Origin of the sequence: Campylobacter sp. RM16704 (assembly GCF_000816245.1) — a bacterium.
Classification (GTDB): domain Bacteria; phylum Campylobacterota; class Campylobacteria; order Campylobacterales; family Campylobacteraceae; genus Campylobacter_D.
In genome coordinates, this window is record NZ_CP007769.1 from 66,257 (window position 1) to 90,285 (window position 24,029).

Genomic DNA, 24,029 nt, shown 5'->3' on the forward strand with positions numbered 1-24,029 from the left:
TTTATTGAAAGATTTAAATGAGACTAGGCGTTTTTGATAGTGGTGTAGGTGGTCTTAGTGTTTTAAAATCTTTGCTTCAAGCAAAACTTTTTAAAGAATACATATATTATGGAGATACTGCAAGAGTTCCTTATGGTGTAAAAGATAAAGACACAATCGTTAAATTTTCTTTAGAAGCTTTGGATTTTTTCAAGGAAAAAAAGGTAGATATGCTTATTATTGCCTGTAATACGGTTAGTGCCTATGCTTTAGAAATTTTAAAAGCAAATGCACCTTTTCCTGTTTTTGGAGTGATAAAAGCAGGGGTTTTGGCGGTAAAAAATTCATTAAAAAATAAAAAATCTAAAATTTTAGTTATTGCTACAAAAGCCACAGTAGATTCTCATGCTTACAAACAAGCTTTATTAAAAGAAGGCTTTTTATGGGTAGAGGAAAAGGCAACAGGACTTTTTGTTCCCATGGTTGAAGAAGGTATTTTTGAAGGTCCTTTTTTAAATTCTGCCTTTGAATATTATTTTAATAATCTTGAATTTAAACCTGATGCTTTGATTTTAGCATGTACTCATTTTCCTTTAATTTCAAATGCATTGCAACAACATTTTGGAAAGCAAACTAAACTTATTCATTCAGGTGAAGCTATAACTTTGCAATTACAAAAAGAATTTTATTTATCACAAATTCAAGAAAATGTTAATGTTGAATTTTACGCTTCAAGTGATGTAGAAAATCTAAAAAAAATTGCAAAATTATGGCTTTAATTAATATTTACTAATTTTATAAAATATTTATAATTTATTTTTTATTAAACATAGTTACATTATAATTTTTCATATTTCTAAAATATAAAAGGACTAACATGAAAAAAGTGTTAATGTGTGCGGCAATGGCTTTAAGCTTGGGAGCAGGGATTTTGGAAGCAAAACCAAAAGTTGCAATTTTAGCCACAGGGGGAACTATTGCTGGTTCTATTGATAGTTCAGTTGCTACTACTGGTTATACAGCAGGGGTTTTAACTGTTGATACTCTGATTAAAGCAGTACCTCAAATTCAAGATCTAGCGGTAATTAGTGGGGAACAAATTTCAAATATTGATAGTAAAGATATGACAAATGAAATTTGGCTAAAACTAGCTAAAGAAGTTAATAGGCTTTTAAAATCTGATGTAGATGGTATAGTTATTACTCATGGAACTGATACCATGGAAGAAACTGCATACTTTTTAAATTTAACAGTAAAAAGTGATAAACCTGTTGTTTTAGTAGGTGCAATGCGTCCATCAACCGCAATTAGTGCAGATGGTCCTAAAAATCTTTACAATGCAGTAGCTCTAGCAGCAAATCCTAAAGCAAAAAATAAAGGTGTAATGGTAGCTATGAATGATAGAATTCAAAGTGCTAGAGGTGTGGCAAAAACTCATAGTTTAAATGTAAATGCGTTTAGCTCACCTGATATGGGAGATATGGGTTATATAGTAGATGGAAAAGTATTTTTCTACAATACTAATACAAAATTACATACTAAAAAATCTCCATTTGATGTAAGCAAATTAAAAGAATTGCCAAAAGTAGATATTCTTTATAGTTATGCAAATGATGGTAGTGGCGTTGCTGCTAAGGCTTTATTTGAAAATGGCACTAAAGGTATAGTTGTAGCAGGAACTGGTGCTGGTAGTATTCATGATTATCAAAAAGATGTATTGAAAGAACTGCTTAAAAAAGGTCTTAAAGTAGCAGTAAGTTCTCGTGTGGTTGCGGGTAGAGTAGCGGTTAGTGATACTGATGCAAAACTTGGCTTTATTGATACAGGTGATATGAGCCCTCAAAAAGCTAGAGTATTATTAATGCTTGCTTTAACTAAAACGAGTGATCCTAAAAAAATTCAAGAATACTTCTTAAAATACTAAAATCTTTAAAACACCCAAATACTAAAAGAATATTTGGGTGGATTTCTTATAAAAATCTTACTTATTTAAATCACAAGGATATTAATGAAACAATATGAAAGCTATAGATGTCAAAAATGTGGCAATGAAATTGAAGTGCAAAATGTTGGTGGAGGAAAGCTCAGCTGTTGTGGTCAAGAAATGGAATGCATTACTAAAGATTTAACAGCAGTAAATCTAATGAAAGCTTTTGCAGGTGAATCAATGGCTAGGAATAAATACGATTTGTTTGCTGATATTGCTCAAGAAGAAGGTTGGCATGCAATTTCAAAGCATTTTAGAGAGGCTGCAGAAAACGAGAAATGGCATGCAAGAGCACAATATAAAGCTTATCATGAATTAATAGATGGTAAAGCCTTAGAAGAAACTACTAAAAATTTAATCTGTGCAGCAGATGGTGAAAATTATGAACATACAATTATGTATCCAAATTTTGCAAGAATTGCAGAGGATGAAGGCAAAAGAAATATAGCAAGATTATTTACTGCTATAGGTAAAGTTGAAATTGAACACGAAAGAGAATATTTAGCACTTAAAAAAATGCTTGAAGAGGAAGAGTTTTTTAACTCAGAAGTAGAAGAATTATGGGTTTGTGAAGTTTGTGGTCATATCCATCGTGGTAAAAAAGCACCAAATGCCTGTCCATTGTGTAAAGCACCAAAAGAATATTTTAAACGTGAATTCTTGGGATAATTACAAAAAACCTTGATAAAATAATTTTATTTTTGCAAGGTTTTTTAATGCAAATTCTAAACCATCCCTTTGAGCCTTTTTTTGATAAAAATTCAAAAATTTTAATTTTAGGATCTTTTCCATCTATAAAATCAAGAGAAGAGAAATTTTATTATCAGCATAGTAAAAATCGTTTTTGGAAAATTTTTGAAATTTTATTTGATTGTGAACTAAAAAATATACAAGAACAGAAAATATTTTTAAAGACAAACCATATAGCATTATGGGATGTTATAGCAAGCTGTAAAATAAAAAATTCGGATGATAAAACAATCTCTTATGTAAAGGTAAATGATATAGATAAATTATTAAAAAAAACGAAAATAGAAAAAATTTATGTTTTGGGTAAAATTGCAAGTAAGTATTTTTTTAAATTTTATCCTGATAAAGAATTTTTTGAGCTTCCTTCGAGTTCGCCTGCAAATATGAATTACTCTTTAGAGGAATTAGTAGAAAGATATAGCATTATAAAGGAAAATAATGGCATTAGTAGGAGTAGATGAAGCTGGGCGTGGAGCCTTAGCTGGAGATATGCATTTATGTGCTTGCAAGCTTTTAAAAAATATAGATGGCCTAGCTGATTCTAAAAAGTTAAGTGCAAAAAAAAGAGAAGTATTATACGAACAAATTATCATCAATTCAAAATTTTTAATCCTTGCATTTTCTCCTTTACAAATCGATATCTTAGGTCTTAGTCAATGTCTGCAGCTTGGATTAAAAATCATACAAAAACATTTCATTCAAGATGAAATTTTATTTGATGGAAATTTAAATTATGGAATTTTGGGTATTAAAACCATGGTTAAAGCTGATATGAAAATTCAAGAGGTTTCAGCTGCTAGTATTCTAGCAAAAGTAAGTCGCGATCGAAAAATGTATTATTTTTCTAAATTTTACAAAAAATACGAATTTGATAAACACAAAGGTTATGGAACTAAAACCCATATAGAAAAAATTAAAACATTTGGATATTCATCTATACATAGAAAAAGCTTTGTCATAAAGTGTTTTGAAAAAACACTATTTGACTGATATATAAAATTAGATACTTTTTATAATTTTAAAACCATGTAAAAAACATTTATGCTATCATTTAGTAAAGTTTTTAGATTTAAAATATGATAAAAAATAATTATTATATATATTTTTGATAATTTTTCATCAAAAATATATATAATTTTTTAAACTAATAATAATTTTAAGAAATTTTAATTTTTTTTATATATAGTAATACAATATTTTTTATTATATTTGACAAGGAGAAAATGTGGATAATCTTAAGTGGAATTCTTTTGATACGCGTTGGATGCTTTCTCTTTTTGGGACAGCAGTTGGTGCAGGAATTTTATTTTTACCAATTAAAGCAGGTGTTGGTGGTTTTTGGCCAGTTGTTGTTATGGCTTTGATTATTTTTCCGATGGTGTATTTAAGCCATAGAGCATTAAGTCGCTTTGTGTGTCAAGCAAACGGTAATGATAGAGATATTACACATGCTGCTGAAGAGTATTTTGGTAGAAAAGTGAGTATATTTATTTCTATACTTTATTTTTTTGCTATTTTTCCAATTTGTTTAGCATATTGTGTTGGTATAACTAATACCTTTGAAAGTTTTATCTATAATCAATTTTTACCACTTTTAGATTCAAATGGTTCTCTTGCAAATGTAATTAGTGCAATGTACCAAACAAGCATGAATGAGCAAGGAAAAACTGTTGCGAATTTACTCCCTTTTTATAGAGCTCTTTTTGCTTTTGTTTTAGTAAGTATTTTTATGCTTATTATGCTTTTTAGCGAAGAGTTGATTACTAAAGTATGTGAATGGCTTGTTTATCCTTTGTGTGCTATTTTGTTTTTATTTTCACTATATCTTATACCACAATGGTCTTTTGAAAGTTTTAGTGCAATTCCTGGAACAAAAGAATTTATCACTATAGTATGGTTAACTTTGCCAGTTTTAGTTTTTTCATTTAATCACTCACCAGCTATTTCTACCTTTTCATTAAGCGTGAAAAGACAATATCCTGAAAATTCAGTACAAAAAGCAAATCAAGTATTGTTTAGAACCTCTGTAATGCTACTTGCTTTTGTTATGTTTTTTGTTGTGTCTTGTGTACTATCTTTAACACCTACAGAGCTTGCTGAAGCTAGAGCACAAAACATACCTGTTCTTTCTTATTTTGCAAACAAACTTGACAATCCATTTATTTCTTATGGCGGTCCATTGATTGCATTTTTAGCAATTTCTAGTTCATTTTTTGGACACTATTTTGGTGCTAGAGAAGGTGCTTATGGTATAGTTAGAAAATGTTGTAAATTAACAGGTAATGAAAATCCTGATTTGAAAAAAATTGCAGTTTATTCAACTTTGGTAATGTATATTATTATGCTAGTTACTGCTTATATAAATCCAAGTATTTTAGGTTTTATTGAGAGTTTAGGTGGACCAATTATTGCTGCGATTTTATTCTTAATGCCAATGGTTGCAATTTACACTGTTTCAAAAATGAAAAAATTCCAAAATAAAGCTTTAGATGCTTTTGTATTTATCACAGGTGTTTTGACAATCATTACTGTTATTTATACCTTTTAAAAGGTTTAAATGAATGAGTAGTAATTTAAGTATATTTAAAGTTGGTGTTGGTCCTTCATCTTCTCATACCTTAGGACCAATGTTAGCAGGTAATATGTTTTGTGAAAAAATAAAGGATAAAATCACACAAATTACAAAAATTCAAATTAAACTATATGGTTCTTTATCACTTACTGGCAAAGGTCATTTAAGTGATAAAGCTATTATATGGGGTTTGAGTGGTTTAAAAGCAAAAGAATTAAATGCTGCTTTACAAGATCGAGTGTTTAATAAAATCTTGCAAGATAAAATTTTAGTTTTAAATGCTCAAAAAGAATTAAAATTTGATTATGAAAAAGATCTAGTTTTCGAGAAAAGTTTTTTACCCTTGCACGAAAATGGTTTAAAAGTTAGTGCATATAATGAAAACAACGAAATTATTATTGAAGAAATTTATTATTCAGTAGGCGGTGGTTTTGTAATGAGTGAAATAGAGCTTCAAAAATTCAAAGATGGAGCTTGTGGGCAAAAACATACTAAATTAGAATTTGACATTAATAATGCAAGCGATGCTTTAAAAATTTGTGAAGAAAAATCATGGGATTTAGCGAAACTTTCTTATGAATATGAGCTTCAATTTTATACTAAAGAGGAAATTAGAGCATATTGTTTAGAAATTTGGGAAGTAATGCAAGAAGTATATTACAATGGTATTCATCCAAGTTCAGATTATCTTCCAGGAAATTTGCACTTAAAACGTCGTGCCAAAGGACTTAATGAACGTTTGGCAATGACAAGTGATCCTTTAGGTATTATTGATTTTATATCTTTATATGCCATTGCTATTGCAGAAGAAAATGCAAGTGGAGCTAGGGTGGTTACTGCACCTACAAATGGAGCGTGTGCTGTTGTACCCGCTGTAATGCTTTACCTAAAGAACCATACTATAGGTTTTAATGATGAAAAAGCTATCAACTTTCTACTAACTGCTATGCTTATAGGTTCTTTTTATAAAAAAAATGCAAGTATAAGTGGTGCTGAAGCTGGTTGTCAAGCAGAAATTGGAAGTGCAAGTTCTATGGCAGCAGGGGCAATGGTTACTGTTATGGGTTTTGATGCTAAAATAGCTTGCAATGCTGCTGAAATTGCAATGGAACATCATTTGGGTTTAACTTGTGATCCAGTAGAAGGTTTAGTACAAATTCCTTGTATTGAAAGAAATGCTTTTGGTGCTATAAAAGCAATTTCAGCAGCTAGAATGGCAATGAGTAGAAAATCAACTCCAAAAGTGAGTCTTGATGAAGTTATAAAAACCATGTATGAAACAGGTAAAGATATGAACTCAAAATATAAAGAAACTTCTTTAGGTGGATTAGCTACAAATCTTAAAAGTGTATGCTGAAATATTAAGTTAATTTATGTTTTTCCTTAAAGCTTTTAAAAGCCCACAAATGATAAATTTTTAAAAATTTTAAGGAAAATATAAATGATAGAAATCAAAAAACCAGCAGAAATAGAAAAATTACGTAAAGCAAATGAGCTTGTAGCTAGAACGCTTGATTATTTAGAAAGTATTATAACTCCAGGTATAAGTTTAAAACAAATTGACATAAAAGCAGAAGAATTTATACTTGATCATGGTGCAAAACCATCTTTTAAAGGCTTATATGGTTTTCCTGGATCTATTTGCATATCACTAAATCAAGCTTGTATTCACGGAGTAGGTGATGAGCGTATTTTAAAAGAAGGTGATATTTTAGGACTTGATGTAGGAACTTTTCTAGATGGCTATTATGGTGATGCTGCAAGAACTATCCCTATAGGTAAAATTTCAGCTATTGATGAGGCTTTGATTGCTTGTGCAAAAGATACTTTATATTATGCTATTGACATCATTAAAGAAGGTATGCGTTTTAAAGAACTTTCATATGAGCTTGGCGAGTTTATAACAAAAAAGGGATTTGTGCCATTAAAAGGTTATTGTGGCCATGGTATAGGTAAAAAACCACATGGAGAACCTGAAATTCCAAATTATTTAGAGTCAGGTGTTAGTGCTAAAAGTGGTCCGAAAATAAAAAATGGCATGGTTTTTTGTATAGAACCTATGATATGCCAAAAAGATGGCACTCCAGTGCATTTAAAGGGCAATTGGGAAGCAGGTAGCAAAGATGGACTAAATACAGCTCATTATGAGCATTGCGTTGCAATTATAAATGGTAGAGCAGATATCTTATCAAAGTAAGAAAGTTTATACTTTCTTACTCAAATGTTTTTAGTTTTTCCGAAAGTTTAGATGCATTTTCTAAAACATTTTGCGAAATTTGTGTTACATCAAGTGAGTATGTTTTTACAGAATTTGCAAGTTCGGTTACTTTTTCTATGTTTTGTTCTAGCTCATTCATTTTAGCTTTTGATTCATCGCTTTTTTCTTCCATAATTTGAGTAGATTGGATACTTGTTTTTAGTTTTTCTATAGAGGTGCTAACTTCACCTTGTAAAATATCGGCTTTGTCAGAAGTATTGTTCATAGACTGGTGAATTCCATCCATTAAGCTTTTGTTGTCATTGATTTGCTGAACGATTGTTCTTACTGTGGTTTCTATAGCCACTAAAGACTTGGTTGTTTTATCGGCAAGATTTCTTACCTCATCAGCAACAACGGCAAATCCCCTACCATGCTCTCCTGCTCTTGCAGCTTCTATTGCAGCATTTAGTGCTAATAAATTAGTTTGATCAGCTATATCTTTGATGGTTGTAGTGACTTCCACTATACTATCAGCGCTTTGTACTAACATATCCATAGCACTTAAAACACTCTGCTCTTTCTCGCTACTTAATGAGATAAGTTCTACTAGCTCTTTTAGTGTTGCTTCTACTTTACCCATAACCTCTTGCATATCATACATATCTTTTATAGTATCTTTGGCTAGATTTTGAGTTAAATTTATATGATTTTCTAATACCAAACTAATTTTACGAACATTAGAAATTTGTTCATGTTGTAAAAATGAGCTTTGTTGCAACTCTTCGGCATTTTGCGAAAGTTTTTGCGAACTTTTATGGCTTGATTTTGCAGTTTGTATAGCTTCTAAAACAGAATTTTGCACTATTTGTATAAAAGAGTTAATATAACCAGCACTTGCGGCTAATTCGCTTTTTTTATCTATATCCAATCTAGCATTAAGATTAGCACGATCTCCTGCTAAATTTGCACTTAGTTTTTCTAATAAGGATATAGGTATAATCACTTTTTTTAGTGTAAGTAAAATAAAAAAAACTAATACAAATAAAGTAAATAAAAATATTCCTATAGCGGTATAAAGATTATATTTGCTATTTTGACCAATCTCTTGAGCAATAATATTTTTGTGAGTAATAATTTCTTTTTGCAATTCTTGGTCTAAAAAAGCCTGAGAATTCTCTTTTAAAATTGCTATTTGATTAATTATCATTTTGCAATGTATGCTAAAAAGATTTAGCAATTCATGTGATAATTGGGAATTGTTTATAGTTAAATTATTTACTAAATTCTGTAACCTATTTTGTGCTAATGGTTCTAAAATATCCATAGTACCTATAATGCTTAAAATATTTCCTATACGTTCTATTTGCATACTTTCTTGAGTGTTTAAGATTAGCTTATTTGTTTGTTTAATAATTTCTTGCTGAATTTCGTAAAGATAAAGTTTTGAATTAATAGCTATAGAATTTGCAGATTTAAAATGTTGTAATTGTGTATTTTTTTTCTGAAATATGGTTTCTATTTTTTTTATATCAATATCATTCTTTTTTAAAATATTTAAGGTGTTTTCAAAATCTTGTATTAATACGACACTTGTATCATAGTTTTGTAAATTGAGTTTGTTTTTAAAAATTTCATCTAATTTTGTATCTAAAATTTCAAGCTTTTGAAAAGAACTCATAATTGTAGAATTTCTTTTTGTGGTGTTGTAAGTATTGAAAATGAATAATGTTAAAACTAAAAGTAATACCAAAATCACTACAGATAAAATAATAAATTGTGATAAAAATGAAAAAGCTTTTTTATTTGAGTGGATCATGATATTCTCCTGTTAAAGAATTCAAAAATGCAACTATATCATCTACTACATTTTGTTCTAAGAATTTTCCAAGTTGATAATATGCCATAAATTGTACGCACGCATCAAGTGTTGGCATAGATCCATCGTGAAAATATGGTGCTGTTTTAGCTATATTTCTAAGACTTGGAACTTTAACCACAAATTTATCATTAGGATCTTTTGTTATCTCATAACGACCTTGCCAATTTGTTCCATTATCATAAGGTACAAATACCCCCATTTTCTGATACATATTGCCACCTATATTTTGTCCTTGATGGCATGCAATGCAACCATTAGATAAAAAGGCATTATATCCTCTTTTGGCTTGTTCGTTTATAGCGTTTTTATCTCCTTTTAAATAACGATCAAAAGGAGAATTTGGAGTCAGTAAGGTTTTTTGAAATTCAGCTAAAGCATCTGCTATATTATCAAAAGTAACTTCACCATATAATCTTTGAAATTCCTTTTCATATATAGGATTGCTTTTTACTATTTGGACAGCTTCATTTCCATCTTCTAATCCCATTTCTTTAGGATTTATTATAGGACTTTTTGCTTGTTCTTGTAAATCTTTAGCATTGCCTCTCCAAAATTGTGAAAGATTAAAAACTGCATTAAAATTCGTAGGTGTATGAAATGGTTCATCTAATATTTCATTAATACCTACAGAAAAAGTTTTATTATCTACTCCAAATTTAGTAATATCATGACAAGTGTTACAAGAGACTTTTTTATCTTTTGATAAACTTGTATCCATATAAAGTTTTTTACCTAACAAAGCTTTTTCTTTATCATAGGGTATGCTATCGGGTATAGGTGTAATCATTTCTAATGCTAAACAAGGAAAAAAAGAACATATTAAAATGATAAAAAATTTCATAATTATTTCCCTCTTTTTTAATTTTTTAAACTAAAATTCTTTTATTATAACACTAAAATCTTAATCTCTTATAAGTAAAAATGGAGGTTACAAGTGTTATGAATGACAAGATTAAAATATAAATAAAAATTCCAAATATAAAAGGATTTTCTGGTTTTATGGCTAGAGAATGCAAAGCAAAAACAAGTTGTGGGGTAAATCCACCCGCTATTGCATATGCTATATTATATGAAAAAGAAATTCCACTAAAACGTATGTTTGGCTTGAATATTTTACACATTAAAATAGGCGCTAGGGCATTAATGCCACCAAAAAAACTTGAAATGAAATAAAAATATATACTTAAATGTAAAATTTCTTCATAAAAAAAATAAAAATAAAAAAAACAAGATATGCTAAAACCAATTGAAAAAATAAAAGCAGTTGGTAAAAAACCAAATTTATCCACCCATAATCCAGCCATTAAAGTACCACATGATAAAATTATTATAGCCATCATCTGAATATATATAGCATCAGTCTTATTTAAAGTTAATACTTCAGGTATAAAATTTGGCATTAATAGTATTAATATCACAACACAAGCTGTAAGCATCCAAGTTAAAAACATAGAAGAGATAGTATTAAATAATACATCTTTTTCTTTGAAAAAAGTTCTTAATGGGAATTTTTCCAAATTATTTGTTTCTTGCATTAATTTAAAAACGGGAGTTTCTTCTAAAAATTTTCTAAGATATACAGAAACAATTCCAAAAATTGCTCCAATAGCAAATGGAATACGCCATGCATATTCATAAATTTCCTCTTGAGAAAAATAATAATTTATCATTAGGGCAATAATACATCCTAATAAAATTCCAAAAGCCATAGAAGCATTAATAGCACTGATATAAAGACCATCTTTTCCTTGTGGTGCATGTTCTTTTATAAAAACCCAAGCTCCCGGTAATTCACCACCTATTGCAATTCCTTGAGCAATTCTAACAAGTATTAAAATGACTGGAGCAAAATATCCTATATCTTCAAAAGTTGGTACAATTGCTAGAGAAAAAGTTGGTATAACCATCAACAATATACTAAGCATAAACATTTTCTTACGACCAAATTTATCTCCAAAATGTGCCATTACTATACCACCGAGTGGTCTAGCTAAATATCCTGCTGCAAAAGCTCCATAAGTGTTTAAAAGTTTCCAAAAATCACTTAAATCACTAGGAAAAAAATTTCTTGAGATATAGCTTGCAAAAAATACAAAAATAATAAAATCATAAAATTCTAAAGTTCCTCCCAAGGAAGATAAAAATAGAGTTTTTAAATTATTTTTTCTTAAAATTTTTGACATACCATAAGCCTTCTTTGTAATAATTTTAACATTATAGTAAAAAAATATAAAGTTTATAAAAAAATATTAAAATATTAAAAAGAAAAATTATGATAAAATAACAACTTTGTATTTTTTGTAGAAAGGAGAAGACATTGGCAAAAGATGATATTATTGAAATTGATGGTAATGTGGTTGAAGCTTTGCCTAATGCAACTTTTAAAGTTGAGCTAGATAATAAACATGTAATACTTTGTCATATTGCAGGTAAAATGCGTATGCATTATATTAGAATAATGCCTGGTGATAGAGTTAAAGTTGAGCTAACACCTTATAGCCTTGATAAAGGTCGTATTACATTTAGATACAAATAAGTCTAAGTTATTTAAAAGCAAAAGTAAGGTATAATTATTGCTTTTGCAGAAATTGCAATAAAACTGTATGAAGAAGTATTTTCAAAATCACCACTTATTTTGAAAATAGTTGGTTATTCTAAAAACCTGGTGCAGTTGTAAAAAAGTGGAATTTACAATAACAGGAGTAAAGCATGAAAGTTAGACCATCTGTTAAAAAGATGTGTGACAAGTGCAAAGTAGTTCGTCGTAAAGGCGTAGTTCGCATTATTTGCGAAAACCCAAAACATAAACAAAGACAAGGATAATTTATGGCTCGTATTGCAGGTGTGGATTTACCAAAGAAAAAAAGAATTGAATATGGTTTGACTTATATTTATGGTATAGGTTTACATACTTCAAGAAAAATTTTAGATAAAACCGGAATTTCTTATGACAAAAGAGTTCATGAGTTAAGTGAAGATGAGGCAGCAGCTATTCGTAAAGAAATTCAAGAGAGCTATATGGTTGAGGGTGATCTTAGAAAACAAGTTGCTATGGATATCAAAGCATTGATGGATTTAGGAAGTTTTAGAGGTTTAAGACATAGAAAAGGCTTACCAGTTCGTGGTCAAAAAACTAAAACAAACGCTAGAACTAGAAAAGGTAAGAGAAAAACCGTTGGTGCAAAATCATAAGGATAGAAAATGGCAAAAAGAAAAGTAGTTAAGAAAAAAGTAGCTAAAAAAAATATAGCTAAAGGTATAGTTTATATCAGTGCAACATTTAACAATACTATGGTTACTATAACTGATGAAATGGGAAATGCTATAGCATGGAGTAGTGCTGGTGGCTTAGGATTCAAAGGCTCTAAAAAATCAACTCCTTATGCGGCTCAACAAGCAGTAGAAGATGCCTTAAATAAAGCAAAAGAGCATGGTATTAAAGAAGTAGGCATAAAAGTACAAGGACCAGGAAGTGGTCGTGAGACAGCGGTTAAGAGTGTAGGTGCTATGGAAGGTATTAAAGTAACTTTCTTAAAAGATATAACTCCATTAGCTCATAATGGTTGTAGACCACCAAAACGTCGTCGTGTCTAAGAATAAGATATAAGATTTAGGAGAATTACAATGGCAAGATATAGAGGACCAGTAGAGAAATTAGAAAGACGACTTGGCGTAAGTTTGGCAATGAAAGGCGAAAGAAGATTAGCAGGTAAAAGTGCTTTAGATAAACGCCCTTATGCACCAGGTCAACATGGACAAAGAAAAGCAAAAATTAGTGAATATGGACTTCAATTAAGAGAAAAACAAAAAGCTAAATTTATGTATGGAGTTAGCGAAAAACAATTTAGAAGATTGTTTGCTGAGGCTGCAAGAAAAGATGGCAACACAGGTGCACTTTTAATTCAGCTTTTAGAGCAAAGACTAGATAATGTTGTCTATAGAATGGGATTTGCTACAACACGCCGTTTTGCAAGACAACTTGTAACACATGGTCATATTTTAGTAAATGGAAAAAGAGTTGATATTCCTAGTTATAGAGTAGAAGCAGGCCAAAAAATTGAGGTAATTGAAAAAAGTAAAAATAATCCTCAAATTTCAAGAGCAATCGAACTTACTGCTCAAACTGGTATAGTTGCTTGGGTTGATGTAGAAAAAGACAAGAGATTTGGAATTTTTACAAGAAAACCTGAAAGAGAAGAGGTTATCATTCCAGTTGAGGAAAGATATATCGTTGAGTTGTACTCTAAATAATAAAGGTTTATGATATGAGACATATTACAACTTCTGCTTATACGCCGACAGAGTTTAGTATTGAAAATATCAGTGATACAGTAGCAAAAGTAAGTGCATGGCCTTTTGAAATTGGTTATGCTATTACTTTGGCGCATCCTTTGCGTCGTTTGCTTTATTCAAGCACAGTTGGTTTTGCTCCTACTGGAGTAAAAATCAAAGGTGTTGCGCATGAATTTGATAGTATGCGTGGTATGCTTGAAGATGTTGCATTGTTTATTATCAATCTAAAAAAATTAAGATTTAAACTAAAAACAGATTCTGATAAAGAGATTGTTACATTTAATTTTAAAGGACCAAAAGAAATTTGCGGAAAAGACTTAAACAATGAAGTTGTTGAGGTTGTGAATGTAGATAGCTACCTTACAACTATTAACGAAGATGCAGATTTAGAATTTACTTTGATTATAGAAAAAGGTATTGGCTATGTTCCTTCTGAAGAAATTCAAAATTTCTTAGATCCTGATTTTATAGCACTTGATGCGTTTTTTACACCAGTAAAGCATGCAGTTTATGATATAGAAAAGGTGCTTTTTGAAGATAATCCAGATTATGAAAAAGTTGTTTTTACAATTACAACTGATGGACAAATTTCACCAAGCGATGCTTTTAAAAATGCTTTAGAGGCAATGTATAAACAATTATCGGTTTTTGATAAAATAACTAGCGCACAAAGTATTACAAGAAATCAAACACCGAGCAATGAAGTAGAGCATGTAAAATTACTTCAAAATATAACCGAATTAAATTTAAGTGCAAGAAGCTTTAATTGTTTAGAAAAAGCAAATGTAACTTATATAGGTGAGCTTGCTTTAATGAGTATAAGTGAGCTTGCAGATTTGAAAAATCTAGGAAAAAAATCATTAGATGAAATTAAAAGTGTAATGGAATCTATAGGATTTCCTATGGGTGGTTCAAAACTCAATGATAGTGCAAAAGAAACGCTAAAGAAAAAAATTATAGAATTAAAAGCACAAAATGAAGGATAATCAATGAGACATAGACATGGATATAGAAAATTAGGTCGCACCTCAACTCATCGTGCTGCCTTATTAAAAAACCTTACTATTGCTATTATTAAAGCAGGTAAAATAGAAACAACATTGCCTAAAGCAAAAGAATTAAGAGGTTATGTTGAAAGATTAATTACTCGTGCAAGAAAAGGCGATTTTAATGCTCATAGAGCAGTATTTGCAAGTTTGCAAGATAAAGAAGCTACGAATAAATTAGTTACTGAAATTGCACCAAAATATGCAGATAGAAACGGTGGTTATACAAGAATTATTAAAACTAGAATTCGCCGTGGCGATGCTGCTGAAATGGCTTTCATTGAATTTGTAGCTTAAGTTTTAGCCTTTTTTTAAGGCTAAAACCTCTTTTTACTAATTACTCATTATTTTTTGTATTTTTATCTATTTTTTGCTACTATTAATCTTTTAACTACAAAAAAGGAAAAAAATGCAAGAAAATTCAAGATTACGCATAGCTATACAAAAATCTGGTCGTTTAAGTAAAGACTCTATAGCCTTGCTTGAGTCTATAGGGGTAAAACTTCGCATACACGAACAAAGTTTGATTGCATTTTCTACTAATTTACCTATTGATCTACTTAGAGTAAGAGATGATGATATACCAGGATTAATTTTTGATGGAGTAGTAGATCTTGGTATAGTTGGAGAAAATGTTTTAGAAGAAAATGAGCTTGAAAGAAAATCAAAAAATGAAAACGCAGATTTTATAATGCTTAAAAAGCTTGATTTTGGTGGATGTCGTTTATCTTTAGCATTGCCAGAAAAGAGCGAGTATAAAGGTATAGAGAGCTTTAAAAATTTACGCATAGCGACTTCTTATCCACAACTTTTAAAGCGTTTTATGGAAGAAAATAATATCCCTTATAAAACTTGTATGTTGACAGGCTCGGTTGAAGTAGCACCAAGTGCAAATTTAGCTGATGGAATTTGTGATTTAGTTTCAAGTGGTGCTACTTTAAAAGCAAATGGACTTAAAGAAGTTATGGTAATTTATAAATCCAAAGCTTGTATCATTCAAAGAAAAGAAAGTTTATCTTCACATAAACAAGAATTAATCGATAAATTGCTTATTAGAATTAGTGGTGTTATGCAAGCTAGAGAGTCAAAATACATTATGCTTCATGCACCGGTTGAAAAATTAGAAAAAATTACAGCTTTATTGCCAGGTGTGGAAAAACCTACAATTTTACCTTTAGAAAATGATAAAGCTAAAGTTGCATTGCATATGGTTAGCCAAGAAAATTTATTTTGGGAGACTATGGAAGCTTTAAAAAAAGAAGGTGCAAGTGCGATTTTAGTTTTACCTATTGAAAAAATGCTTTCTTAAGGATGGAATATGCAAATATTAGATTTTGAAAAACTCAACAAAAATGAACAAGAATTAGCACTCAAACGCCCAGCTATAAGTGCTAATGCACAAGTTAAAACTATAGTAGAAGACATTGTAGAAGATATTAAGACAAATGGCGATGAAGCATTAAAACAAATGGCATTAAAATTTGATAAAGCAAAGATAAACTCTATCAAATTAAGTGATAAAGAACTTGAAAATCTAGCAGAACAAGTTGAAGATGAGTTAAAACAAGCTATCAAAATAGCTTATGATAATATTTATAAATTCCATAAAGCACAAGAGAGTAAAACCATAGAGGTGCAAACTTTTGAAGGTGTAACTTGCAAAGTGATAACTAGAGCTATTGAAAATGTAGGACTTTATATACCAGGAGGCTTGGCACCACTTTTTTCAACTGCACTTATGTTAGCTATCCCTGCTAAAATTGCAAAATGTAAATTTATAGCTTTAGCTTCTCCGCCACCTTTGCACCCTGCCATTGCTTATGTAGCAAGACTTTGTGGGGTTGATGAAGTATATCAAATGGGTGGAGCAGGTGCGATAGCAGCATTAGCTTATGGAACACAAAGCGTAAAAAAAGTAGATAAAATTTTTGGGCCAGGAAATGCCTTTGTAACAGAGGCTAAAAAGCAAGTTAATAATCATGGAGTAGCTATTGATATGCAAGCAGGACCTTCAGAGGTACTTGTTTTGGCAGATGAGTATGCTAATGCTAAATTTATAGCTTCAGATTTGCTTTCACAAGCTGAACATGGAACAGATTCTCAAGCGATTTTAGTTTGTACAGATGAAAAATTAGCCAAAGAAGTAGATAGTGAAGTTGCTTTACAGCTTGAAAAACTTTCACGCAAAGAAATTGCTACAAAATCTTTAGAACACTCTAAAATCATTCTTGCAAAAGATATAAAACATGCCATAAGTATTTCAAATGATTATGCACCAGAACATTTGATCATTCACACGCAAAATCCATCTAGTTTGCTTGAAGATATTATGCATGCAGGTTCTGTGTTTTTAGGTGAGTATTCTCCAGAATCCATGGGAGATTATGCAAGTGGGACTAATCATGTATTGCCAACTTATGGTTTTGCAAGGTCATATTCTTCTTTAGGGCTTGCTGATTTTATGAAAAGAATGAGCGTACAAGAGCTTAGTAAAGAAGGTTTTAAAAAACTTGGACCCATAGTAGAAGTTTTAGCAGCTGCTGAAGGACTTGATGGGCATAAAAATGCTGTGAGCTTAAGATTAGAAAGCTTAAAATGAGTGCAAAAATTTTATTTATAGATAGAGATGGCACACTTATAAATGAGCCAAAAGATGATTTTCAAATTGATTCTTTAGAAAAGCTTGAATTTGAAAAAGGTGCCATCAACGCACTTTTAAAGCTAAAAAATTTTGGTTTTAAATTTGTCATGGTGAGTAATCAAGATGGCTTAGGTACAAGTTCTTTCCCTAAAGAAAATTTTGACAAGGCTCATGAGAAAATGCTAAGTGTTTTTCAAAGTTGTGGTATAGAATTTGAAGATATTTTTATATGTCCGCATTTTGAAAATGAAAATTGTGTTTGCAGGAAGCCAAAAACTGCTATGCTTGAAAACTATACCCAAAACAAACTTTATGATAAAAATAAAAGTTTTGTTATAGGCGATAGGCCTAGTGATATGCTTTTGGCGAAAAATCTTGGAATTCAAGGTTTAAAATATGACAAAAACGACTTTAATTGGGAGCAAATCACTGATTTTATTTTGCAAAATTATCGTAGTGCTTGTATAGAGCGTAATACCAAAGAAACTCAAATTCAAGTTAAAATAGCTTTGAATGAAAAAGCAAAAGCTGATATAAAAACAAATATCGCTTTTTTTGATCATATGCTAGAGCAAATTGCTACTCATGCAAATGTATCTTTAGAGATAAAATGCAAAGGGGATTTAGAAGTTGATGAGCATCATAGTGTAGAAGATGTAGCACTTGCTTTGGGTGAGGCTATCAAAATAGCACTAGATCAAAAAATAGGCATTGCAAGATATGGTTTTGTTTTGCCTATGGATGAGTGTTTGGCAAGTTGTGCGATTGATTTTTGCAATAGACCACATTTAGTTTATAAGGCTAAATTTAAAAAAGAAAAACTTGGAGAGTTAAGCACAGAGATGATAGAGCATTTTTTCTACTCGCTAAGTTATGCTATGGGGGCAAGTTTGCATTTAAAAGTAAAAGGCAAAAACGATCATCACAAAGCCGAAGGACTTTTTAAAGCTTTTGCAAGAGCTTTAAAAATGGCTATAAAAATAGAAAATGAAAACCTAGCAAGCTCTAAAGGAATGATATGAATTATCAAAATTTTAAAAATAAACTTGATGCTAGAATTTTTGGCGAAGACTTAAATTATGAAATTTTACTTACGGTACTTAATAATCCTAAACGATATATAGGTTTATTTAGAATTACAAACGCTAAAACAAAATTAATTCAAAATATAACTCAAAGTTGTGAAATTAAATTTGGTGATTTTATAGAAGAGATTTTAAATGAATATATTATCGAAATGGGATATGAAATACTCAATAAAAATATAGGGGTTGATGAAAAAAATAACAAACTTAATGCCGATCAGGTTTTTAAAGATAATGATAATATTTATCTTATTGAACAAAAAATTAGAGATGATCATGATAGCACAAAAAAACGAGGACAATATGCAAATTTAATTAAAAAAATCAAAACATTAAAACAAAAATTTCCTAATTACCATATTGTTGCTTGTATGTGGTTTAGTGATGATAGTCTAAAGAAAAATAAAAAATTCTATGAAGAACAAATTTGTAATAATACAGATGAGAAAGTTAATATTTTTATCTTTTACGGAAAAGAATTATTTATAAACCTTTTCCAAAGAATAGATATTTATAATGAACTTATTTCACATCTTAAGAAAAATAAAGAAGAAAGAAGTAAAGATATTTTGAGCGTTCCAGATTTTGATACAAGCGAAGAAATAAAAATTGCCCTTTTAAAAACTAAAGAAAATTATCCAAAATTAATAAAAAAGTTATTATCTAGTAAAGAGGAATTTGTAGAGCTTAGAAAAGAGCTTTTTCCTACAGGTAAAAATTTAGAAGGTTTATAATAATGCAAAAAGATATTATTTTACAAGGTGATTGCTTAGAAATTTTAAAAACTATTCCAGATAAAAGTATTGATTTAGTTTTTGCAGATCCACCTTATTTTATGCAAACACAAGGCGAACTTTTAAGAACGAATGGTGAAATTTTTAGTGGTGTAAATGATGATTGGGATAAATTTGAATCTTTAAAAGCTTATGATGAATTTTGTGAAATTTGGCTCAGCGAGTGTAGAAGAATTTTAAAAGATGATGCAAGTATTTGGGTTATAGGTTCTTTTCAAAATATTTTTAGACTAGGCTATATAATGCAAAATTTAGGTTTTTGGATTTTAAACGATATTATTTGGAACAAATCAAACCCTGTTCCAAATTTTAAAGGAACAAGATTTTGTAATTCCCATGAAACTCTTATTTGGTGTTCTAAATCTAAAAATTCAAAATATACTTTTAATTATAAAACTATGAAATTTTTAAATAACAATAAACAAGAAAAATCAGTGTGGAATATAGGAATTTGCATAGGAAACGAAAGATTGAAAGGAATTGATGGCAAAAAAATTCATTCTACCCAAAAACCTGAAATTTTACTTGAAAAAATTATTCTTTCAAGTACAAAAAAAGGAGATCTAATTTTAGACCCTTTTTTTGGAACAGGAACTACAGGAGCTATGGCTAAAAAATTAGGAAGATATTATATAGGGATAGAGCAAGAGAAAATTTATACTAAAATAGCAGAATCTAGGATTAGACAAATAAACACAATTGATAATGAAATCACTAGAAATGAATTGGAAATAAAACCTCCAAGGGTAAGTTTAGAGGAGCTTATAAATACTGGATTTTTAAATAAAAATGAAAAATTTTATGATAAAAATAAAAATTATATTTGTTATCTAGCAAATGAAAATAAAGTAAGTGATGGAAATGAAATTTTAAGCATACATAAAATGGCAGCAAAATATTTAAACAAAGAAAATCATAATGGATGGAGTTATTTTTATATCTTTAAAGATAAAAAATTTATAAGCATTGATTCTTTAAGATATGAATATCAAAACCTAGCAAGCTCTAAAGGAATGATATGAATTTAGCCATTATAGATACAGGTTGTGCGAATTTAGCTTCTTTGAAATTTGCACTTTTGCGTTTAGGGCAAAAGAGTATTATAACTCATGATTTAAAAGAACTCTCACATGCAGATAAGCTTTTACTTCCTGGTGTTGGCACAGCAGCTAAAGCAATGGCTAATCTAAAAGCACTTAGTTTAGAAAGTTTTATCCAAACTACTACAAAACCACTTTTAGGAATTTGTCTTGGTATGCAAATTTTAGGTGAATTTTCAGAAGAGCTACACCAAAAAACACTCGGTATTATGCCTTTTAAAACACAAAAATTTCAAGAAAAAACAAATTTTACTTTCCCGCATATGGGATGGAATCAAGTATCAAGCACACATGAGCTTTTTAAAGGTTTAAATGGAGCTTATTTTTATTTTGTGCATAGTTATTGTGTAGGTTTAAATGAATACACCATCGCAGAGTGTGAATACTCTACTAAATTTAGTGCAAGTTTAAATAAAGACAATTTCTATGGCGTGCAGTTTCACCCAGAAAGAAGTGGCGAAGCAGGTGAAGTGCTATTAAAAAATTTCATAAATATGTAGGTAAAAATGCAAACTCAAATAATTCCAGCATTAGACTTAATCAATGGCAAGGTAGTAAGGCTTTATAAAGGTGATTATGCCAAAAAGCAAGAATACAGCTTTGATCCTTTGGCTAAATTTCAAGAGTATGAAGCACAAGGCATATCATGGCTTCATTTGGTGGATTTAAGCGGTGCAAAAGATCCTAGCAAAAGACAACTTAAACTTATAGAAAATCTAGCTTCTAAGATTAAAGTAAATTTACAAGTAGGCGGAGGCATACGCACTAAAGATGAGATTAAAGCTTTGTTTGATAGTGGAGTTAAACGCGTGGTTATAGGCTCTTTAGCAGTTAAAAATAAAGCCTTTACACAAGAACTTTTGAGTGAATTTGGCGTAGAAAATATAGTATTAGCGCTTGATAGTGTTTGTGTTAAAGATGAGTTTTTTGTAGCTACTGATGCGTGGAGTAAAACAAGCGATGAGAGTTTGTTTGAGCTTTTAAATTTCTATAAAAATATAAAACATATTTTATGCACTGATATTTCCAAAGATGGCACGATGAGTGGAGCAAATATCACTTTATACAAAGCTTTGCATGAAAAATTCCCACATTTACAAACCCAAGCAAGTGGAGGTGTGGCAAGCTTAGAAGATTTTAAAAAGTTAAATGGCATAGTAAGCGGTATCATCGTGGGTAAAGCCTTACTTGATGGAAAATTTAGCATTAAGGAGGCTCAAAAATGCTTGCAAAACGCATAATAGCGTGTTTAGATGTAAAAGATGGCAGAGTTGTAAAAGGGGTGCAGTTTAAAAACCACCAAGATATGGGCGATATCATAGAGCTTGCTAAGTTTTACTCGCAAAATGGCATTGATGAGCTTGTATTTTACGACATAACAGCTTCGGCTAAGAATGAGCGTGTAGATAGAGCGTGGGTAAGCAAGGTCGCACAAAATATCTCCATACCATTTTGTGTAGCAGGTGGTATAAAAAGTGAAGATGATGCAAAAGAGCTTTTAGCAAATGGAGCGGATAAAATTTCTATCAATTCCCCTGCTTTAAATGAACCTGATTTAATCTCACGCCTTGCAAAAAGCTTTGGGGTGCAGTGCGTGGTAGTAGGTATAGATACCTTTAAAGATGAAAATGGCAATCTTTTAGTCTATAAATACACCGGAGATGAGAGCAAATCTCATCATAGTGGTAAAAAAACACTAGAGTGGGTAAAGCAAGTATGTGAGCTAGGAGCAGGTGAAATCGTGCTAAATATGATGAATCAAGATGGCATGAGAAAGGGCTATGATTTAGATCAACTTGCTAAGGTTAGAAAAATTTGCCCTGTGCCTTTAGTGGCAAGTGGTGGAGCAGGGGCTAAAGAGCATTTTTTAGACGCTTTTAAACTCGGAGTAGATGGAGCTTTGGCAGCTTCGATTTTTCATAAAAAACTTATAGATTTAAAAGAATTAAAACTTTTTTTAAAAGATCAAGGCATACAAATTCGCATTTAAAAGGAAAGCTATGAAGATAAATGAAGAAGAATTTATAAAAAGCATAAATTGGCAAAAGGTAGCAAATTTAGTCCCTGTTATAGTGCAAGATTTTCAAACTTGTGAAGTTTTAATGCAAGGTTTTATGAACGAACAAGCCTTAAGGGAAAGTTTCAAACACCAAAAGGTAGTATTTTACTCCCGCACTAAAGAGCGTTTGTGGATGAAGGGCGAAGAAAGTGGGAATTTTTTAAATATCGTAGATTTAGGGCTTGATTGTGATAAAGATTGTATTTTAGTTTTGGTTAAACCAAGCGGAGCTACTTGCCATAGTGGTGATATTTCTTGTTTTGAGCAAATTTCTAAAAGAGCTGATTTTGTATTTTTATCACGCCTTGAAAAACTCATATACTCAAGGAAAAATTCTACCCCAAATTCTTCTTATACGGCTGAACTTTTTTCAAAAGGCACCAAACGCATAGCACAAAAAGTAGGCGAAGAAGGCGTAGAAACAGCCTTAGCAGCTACAGCAAAAGACAAAGATGAGCTTATAAACGAAGCAGCGGATTTGCTTTATCATTTAGATGTTTTACTTGCTGATGCGAATTTGAGTTTAAATGATGTGATTGCAAAATTAAAAGAAAGAAATAAAAATTAAGTGCAAGAAACCCTGCACTTAACCAAACAATATTTTTGAAAAGATTCACTGACTATATCGAGTAAATTTTAAAAAACTTTACAAAATTTTTACAAATGTCTTTTTGAAAAGTTATAGCAATTTTAATTTATTATGTTATAATAAATCATCATTGCATAGCGAGAAGTCGTCTAGCCATTTATTTTTAGATTGACATCTCGTTATGTATAGTAGGACTTTTATGAATAATTTTAGTGAAGATATAAACTTTTCTGTTATACAGCCTAGAAAAACTGCTGTTTTGGTAGATTTATCCTTTTTTATAGAAAGATATAATACTTTAAAACATATCAAAGATATGACTCCTGAAGAACTAGCAAAACGATTAAAAGATTATGTGTTTGAGTCTGTTAGAAGAAATAAAGATTATTTATATAGAGTGTATATTTATGATTGTGAGCCATTAAATAAAAATGTTCCTATGCCACCTATAGAAAAAACAGATAAATCATTAAATCTTGGAAAAACTGATACTTTTAAATTTAGAACTAGTTTGTTGGATTGTCTAAGACAACAGCCGTATTTTGCTGTAAGATTGGGTGAGATTGATGAAAATAGTTTTCAATGGAAAATCAAAGATTATAAAAAATTTAAACAGCTTTTGCAAAAAGAAATAGAAATTGATAGCTTAACTGCCGATGATTTTGTTTTAGATATCAGACAAAAAGGCGTTGATATGAAAATAGGATTAGATATTGCTACTTTATCTATAAAAAAACAAATCGAAAAAATCATTCTTATTACCGCAGATAGTGATTTTATACCAGCTATAAAACACGCAAGAAAAGAAGGGGTCATTGTCCAACTAGACCCTATGAGAGTTTCAAATTCTCAAATGAAAAAAGGTTTATTAGAGCATATAGACATTCTCTCATCAGTCTTTAAAAATACCAACAATCCTTAATCACACGATTATCACTTTGTATTTATATGTAATTTTTATTACAAATATCTTCATTTTTGGAACACTTATTGCTTTTATCTTGGCAAGCAATAGAAATTGTGAAATATCACAAAGCAATATTTTTTAAAGGATT

At 30.2% G+C, this 24,029-nt stretch carries 28 protein-coding genes; 25 read left to right on the top strand and 3 right to left on the bottom strand.

What is annotated here, in order from left to right:
• The first annotated feature begins 17 nt into the window (after positions 1-17).
• The 8 genes from murI to map all read left to right on the top strand — a co-directional run bounded on the left by murI (position 18) and on the right by map (position 7,485).
• The gene (gene murI, locus CAQ16704_RS00395) at positions 18-758 is read left to right on the top strand and encodes a glutamate racemase (protein WP_039666390.1); all 741 of its coding nucleotides are present in this window, start codon (positions 18-20) and stop codon (positions 756-758) included.
• Between the two features lie 125 nt (positions 759-883).
• Positions 884-1,903: a type II asparaginase gene (locus CAQ16704_RS00400; protein ID WP_200884647.1), complete on the top strand. Its 1,020-nt coding sequence runs from the start codon at positions 884-886 to the stop codon at positions 1,901-1,903.
• Positions 1,904-1,987: 84 nt separating this feature from the next.
• Complete coding sequence (locus tag CAQ16704_RS00405; protein WP_039666391.1) at positions 1,988-2,635, top strand: desulforubrerythrin; 648 nt, start codon at positions 1,988-1,990, stop codon at positions 2,633-2,635.
• Positions 2,636-2,682: 47 nt separating this feature from the next.
• Positions 2,683-3,177, top strand: a complete 495-nt coding sequence (locus CAQ16704_RS00410) for a DNA-deoxyinosine glycosylase (RefSeq protein ID WP_039666392.1) — start codon at positions 2,683-2,685, stop codon at positions 3,175-3,177.
• Positions 3,155-3,706: a ribonuclease HII gene (locus CAQ16704_RS00415; protein ID WP_039666393.1), complete on the top strand. Its 552-nt coding sequence runs from the start codon at positions 3,155-3,157 to the stop codon at positions 3,704-3,706. Before CAQ16704_RS00410 ends, CAQ16704_RS00415 begins: the two co-directional genes overlap by 23 nt.
• A gap of 274 nt (positions 3,707-3,980) precedes the next feature.
• Positions 3,981-5,264 (top strand): L-serine transporter, encoded by a 1,284-nt coding sequence (locus tag CAQ16704_RS00420; protein WP_052245046.1) that lies wholly within the window; start codon positions 3,981-3,983, stop codon positions 5,262-5,264.
• A 13-nt stretch (positions 5,265-5,277) separates the two neighbouring features.
• Positions 5,278-6,645, top strand: a complete 1,368-nt coding sequence (locus CAQ16704_RS00425; RefSeq protein WP_039666395.1) for an L-serine ammonia-lyase — start codon at positions 5,278-5,280, stop codon at positions 6,643-6,645.
• An 84-nt stretch (positions 6,646-6,729) separates the two neighbouring features.
• Positions 6,730-7,485 carry a type I methionyl aminopeptidase gene (gene map / locus CAQ16704_RS00430; RefSeq protein WP_039666396.1) on the top strand — a complete coding sequence of 252 codons (756 nt, stop codon included), beginning with the start codon at positions 6,730-6,732 and terminating at the stop codon, positions 7,483-7,485.
• A 16-nt stretch (positions 7,486-7,501) separates the two neighbouring features.
• Here map and CAQ16704_RS00435 read toward each other — a convergent pair whose 3' ends face one another.
• The 3 genes from CAQ16704_RS00435 to CAQ16704_RS00445 are packed head-to-tail and all read right to left on the bottom strand — an operon-like array spanning position 7,502 to position 11,550.
• Positions 7,502-9,304, bottom strand: a complete 1,803-nt coding sequence (locus CAQ16704_RS00435; protein ID WP_039666397.1) for an MCP-domain signal transduction protein — start codon at positions 9,302-9,304, stop codon at positions 7,502-7,504.
• A complete protein-coding gene (locus CAQ16704_RS00440) occupies positions 9,288-10,208 on the bottom strand; it encodes a cytochrome c551 peroxidase (RefSeq protein WP_039666398.1) in 921 nt (306 codons plus the stop codon). The genes CAQ16704_RS00435 and CAQ16704_RS00440 overlap by 17 nt, the downstream gene beginning before the upstream one ends.
• A gap of 52 nt (positions 10,209-10,260) precedes the next feature.
• Complete coding sequence (locus CAQ16704_RS00445) at positions 10,261-11,550, bottom strand: metabolite/H+ symporter, major facilitator superfamily (protein ID WP_039666399.1); 1,290 nt, start codon at positions 11,548-11,550, stop codon at positions 10,261-10,263.
• A gap of 134 nt (positions 11,551-11,684) precedes the next feature.
• Here CAQ16704_RS00445 and infA point away from each other — a divergent pair, with 134 nt between their 5' ends.
• From infA to CAQ16704_RS00525, 17 genes are all read left to right on the top strand, one after another.
• Positions 11,685-11,903 carry a translation initiation factor IF-1 gene (gene infA / locus CAQ16704_RS00450; RefSeq protein ID WP_039666400.1) on the top strand — a complete coding sequence of 73 codons (219 nt, stop codon included), beginning with the start codon at positions 11,685-11,687 and terminating at the stop codon, positions 11,901-11,903.
• Between the two features lie 173 nt (positions 11,904-12,076).
• Positions 12,077-12,190, top strand: a complete 114-nt coding sequence (gene rpmJ / locus CAQ16704_RS08100; RefSeq protein ID WP_002781429.1) for a 50S ribosomal protein L36 — start codon at positions 12,077-12,079, stop codon at positions 12,188-12,190.
• A 3-nt stretch (positions 12,191-12,193) separates the two neighbouring features.
• Complete coding sequence (rpsM, locus tag CAQ16704_RS00455; RefSeq protein WP_039666401.1) at positions 12,194-12,559, top strand: 30S ribosomal protein S13; 366 nt, start codon at positions 12,194-12,196, stop codon at positions 12,557-12,559.
• Between the two features lie 9 nt (positions 12,560-12,568).
• A complete protein-coding gene (rpsK, locus tag CAQ16704_RS00460) occupies positions 12,569-12,961 on the top strand; it encodes a 30S ribosomal protein S11 (RefSeq protein WP_039666402.1) in 393 nt (130 codons plus the stop codon).
• 30 nt (positions 12,962-12,991) lie between these two features.
• Complete coding sequence (rpsD, locus tag CAQ16704_RS00465; protein ID WP_012660845.1) at positions 12,992-13,618, top strand: 30S ribosomal protein S4; 627 nt, start codon at positions 12,992-12,994, stop codon at positions 13,616-13,618.
• A 14-nt stretch (positions 13,619-13,632) separates the two neighbouring features.
• Positions 13,633-14,646 carry a DNA-directed RNA polymerase subunit alpha gene (locus CAQ16704_RS00470; RefSeq protein WP_039666403.1) on the top strand — a complete coding sequence of 338 codons (1,014 nt, stop codon included), beginning with the start codon at positions 13,633-13,635 and terminating at the stop codon, positions 14,644-14,646.
• A 3-nt stretch (positions 14,647-14,649) separates the two neighbouring features.
• Positions 14,650-15,003 carry a 50S ribosomal protein L17 gene (gene rplQ / locus CAQ16704_RS00475; RefSeq protein ID WP_039666404.1) on the top strand — a complete coding sequence of 118 codons (354 nt, stop codon included), beginning with the start codon at positions 14,650-14,652 and terminating at the stop codon, positions 15,001-15,003.
• A gap of 112 nt (positions 15,004-15,115) precedes the next feature.
• On the top strand, positions 15,116-16,015 hold the full coding sequence (gene hisG / locus CAQ16704_RS00480; RefSeq protein ID WP_039666405.1) for an ATP phosphoribosyltransferase: 900 nt from the start codon (positions 15,116-15,118) through the stop codon (positions 16,013-16,015).
• A 9-nt stretch (positions 16,016-16,024) separates the two neighbouring features.
• Entirely contained in the window at positions 16,025-17,305 is a 1,281-nt protein-coding gene (locus CAQ16704_RS00485; protein WP_039666406.1) for a histidinal dehydrogenase / histidinol dehydrogenase, read from the top strand.
• On the top strand, positions 17,302-18,369 hold the full coding sequence (hisB, locus tag CAQ16704_RS00490; protein ID WP_039666407.1) for a bifunctional histidinol-phosphatase/imidazoleglycerol-phosphate dehydratase HisB: 1,068 nt from the start codon (positions 17,302-17,304) through the stop codon (positions 18,367-18,369). Before CAQ16704_RS00485 ends, hisB begins: the two co-directional genes overlap by 4 nt.
• The gene (locus tag CAQ16704_RS00495; protein ID WP_039666408.1) at positions 18,366-19,166 is read left to right on the top strand and encodes an HpyAIV family type II restriction enzyme; all 801 of its coding nucleotides are present in this window, start codon (positions 18,366-18,368) and stop codon (positions 19,164-19,166) included. Before hisB ends, CAQ16704_RS00495 begins: the two co-directional genes overlap by 4 nt.
• A gap of 2 nt (positions 19,167-19,168) precedes the next feature.
• Entirely contained in the window at positions 19,169-20,248 is a 1,080-nt protein-coding gene (locus tag CAQ16704_RS00500) for a type II m6A DNA methyltransferase (RefSeq protein WP_039666409.1), read from the top strand.
• On the top strand, positions 20,245-20,826 hold the full coding sequence (gene hisH, locus CAQ16704_RS00505) for an imidazole glycerol phosphate synthase subunit HisH (protein WP_039666410.1): 582 nt from the start codon (positions 20,245-20,247) through the stop codon (positions 20,824-20,826). The genes CAQ16704_RS00500 and hisH overlap by 4 nt, the downstream gene beginning before the upstream one ends.
• 6 nt (positions 20,827-20,832) lie before the next feature.
• Positions 20,833-21,567, top strand: coding sequence for a 1-(5-phosphoribosyl)-5-[(5-phosphoribosylamino)methylideneamino]imidazole-4-carboxamide isomerase (hisA, locus tag CAQ16704_RS00510; protein ID WP_039666411.1), 735 nt, complete (start codon positions 20,833-20,835; stop codon positions 21,565-21,567).
• Positions 21,549-22,316 (top strand): imidazole glycerol phosphate synthase subunit HisF, encoded by a 768-nt coding sequence (gene hisF, locus CAQ16704_RS00515; protein WP_039666412.1) that lies wholly within the window; start codon positions 21,549-21,551, stop codon positions 22,314-22,316. Before hisA ends, hisF begins: the two co-directional genes overlap by 19 nt.
• A 10-nt stretch (positions 22,317-22,326) precedes the next feature.
• A complete protein-coding gene (hisIE, locus tag CAQ16704_RS00520) occupies positions 22,327-22,953 on the top strand; it encodes a bifunctional phosphoribosyl-AMP cyclohydrolase/phosphoribosyl-ATP diphosphatase HisIE (protein WP_039666413.1) in 627 nt (208 codons plus the stop codon).
• Between the two features lie 337 nt (positions 22,954-23,290).
• The gene (locus CAQ16704_RS00525; protein WP_039667659.1) at positions 23,291-23,896 is read left to right on the top strand and encodes an NYN domain-containing protein; all 606 of its coding nucleotides are present in this window, start codon (positions 23,291-23,293) and stop codon (positions 23,894-23,896) included.
• Positions 23,897-24,029 lie beyond the last annotated feature (133 nt).

What these genes read in the sequence shown, in the direction of transcription:
- hisB (WP_039666407.1), top strand. Translation starts at nt 17,302, where the DNA reads ATGAGTGCAAAAATTTTATTTATAGATAGAGATGGCACACTTATAAAT.
- hisG (WP_039666405.1), top strand. Translation starts at nt 15,116, where the DNA reads ATGCAAGAAAATTCAAGATTACGCATAGCTATACAAAAATCTGGTCGT.
- map (WP_039666396.1), top strand. Translation starts at nt 6,730, where the DNA reads ATGATAGAAATCAAAAAACCAGCAGAAATAGAAAAATTACGTAAAGCA.
- rpsK (WP_039666402.1), top strand. Translation starts at nt 12,569, where the DNA reads ATGGCAAAAAGAAAAGTAGTTAAGAAAAAAGTAGCTAAAAAAAATATA.
- CAQ16704_RS00525 (WP_039667659.1), top strand. Translation starts at nt 23,291, where the DNA reads ATGACTCCTGAAGAACTAGCAAAACGATTAAAAGATTATGTGTTTGAG.
- rpsM (WP_039666401.1), top strand. Translation starts at nt 12,194, where the DNA reads ATGGCTCGTATTGCAGGTGTGGATTTACCAAAGAAAAAAAGAATTGAA.
- CAQ16704_RS00420 (WP_052245046.1), top strand. Translation starts at nt 3,981, where the DNA reads ATGCTTTCTCTTTTTGGGACAGCAGTTGGTGCAGGAATTTTATTTTTA.
- rplQ (WP_039666404.1), top strand. Translation starts at nt 14,650, where the DNA reads ATGAGACATAGACATGGATATAGAAAATTAGGTCGCACCTCAACTCAT.
- CAQ16704_RS00405 (WP_039666391.1), top strand. Translation starts at nt 1,988, where the DNA reads ATGAAACAATATGAAAGCTATAGATGTCAAAAATGTGGCAATGAAATT.
- CAQ16704_RS00485 (WP_039666406.1), top strand. Translation starts at nt 16,025, where the DNA reads ATGCAAATATTAGATTTTGAAAAACTCAACAAAAATGAACAAGAATTA.
- hisA (WP_039666411.1), top strand. Translation starts at nt 20,833, where the DNA reads ATGCAAACTCAAATAATTCCAGCATTAGACTTAATCAATGGCAAGGTA.
- CAQ16704_RS00415 (WP_039666393.1), top strand. Translation starts at nt 3,155, where the DNA reads ATGGCATTAGTAGGAGTAGATGAAGCTGGGCGTGGAGCCTTAGCTGGA.
- CAQ16704_RS00445 (WP_039666399.1), bottom strand. Translation starts at nt 11,550, where the DNA reads ATGTCAAAAATTTTAAGAAAAAATAATTTAAAAACTCTATTTTTATCT.
- CAQ16704_RS00440 (WP_039666398.1), bottom strand. Translation starts at nt 10,208, where the DNA reads ATGAAATTTTTTATCATTTTAATATGTTCTTTTTTTCCTTGTTTAGCA.
- CAQ16704_RS00400 (WP_200884647.1), top strand. Translation starts at nt 884, where the DNA reads ATGGCTTTAAGCTTGGGAGCAGGGATTTTGGAAGCAAAACCAAAAGTT.
- CAQ16704_RS00435 (WP_039666397.1), bottom strand. Translation starts at nt 9,304, where the DNA reads ATGATCCACTCAAATAAAAAAGCTTTTTCATTTTTATCACAATTTATT.
- CAQ16704_RS00500 (WP_039666409.1), top strand. Translation starts at nt 19,169, where the DNA reads ATGCAAAAAGATATTATTTTACAAGGTGATTGCTTAGAAATTTTAAAA.
- hisH (WP_039666410.1), top strand. Translation starts at nt 20,245, where the DNA reads ATGAATTTAGCCATTATAGATACAGGTTGTGCGAATTTAGCTTCTTTG.
- CAQ16704_RS00470 (WP_039666403.1), top strand. Translation starts at nt 13,633, where the DNA reads ATGAGACATATTACAACTTCTGCTTATACGCCGACAGAGTTTAGTATT.
- murI (WP_039666390.1), top strand. Translation starts at nt 18, where the DNA reads ATGAGACTAGGCGTTTTTGATAGTGGTGTAGGTGGTCTTAGTGTTTTA.
- CAQ16704_RS00495 (WP_039666408.1), top strand. Translation starts at nt 18,366, where the DNA reads ATGAATTATCAAAATTTTAAAAATAAACTTGATGCTAGAATTTTTGGC.
- CAQ16704_RS00410 (WP_039666392.1), top strand. Translation starts at nt 2,683, where the DNA reads ATGCAAATTCTAAACCATCCCTTTGAGCCTTTTTTTGATAAAAATTCA.
- hisF (WP_039666412.1), top strand. Translation starts at nt 21,549, where the DNA reads ATGCTTGCAAAACGCATAATAGCGTGTTTAGATGTAAAAGATGGCAGA.
- rpmJ (WP_002781429.1), top strand. Translation starts at nt 12,077, where the DNA reads ATGAAAGTTAGACCATCTGTTAAAAAGATGTGTGACAAGTGCAAAGTA.
- hisIE (WP_039666413.1), top strand. Translation starts at nt 22,327, where the DNA reads ATGAAGATAAATGAAGAAGAATTTATAAAAAGCATAAATTGGCAAAAG.
- CAQ16704_RS00425 (WP_039666395.1), top strand. Translation starts at nt 5,278, where the DNA reads ATGAGTAGTAATTTAAGTATATTTAAAGTTGGTGTTGGTCCTTCATCT.
- rpsD (WP_012660845.1), top strand. Translation starts at nt 12,992, where the DNA reads ATGGCAAGATATAGAGGACCAGTAGAGAAATTAGAAAGACGACTTGGC.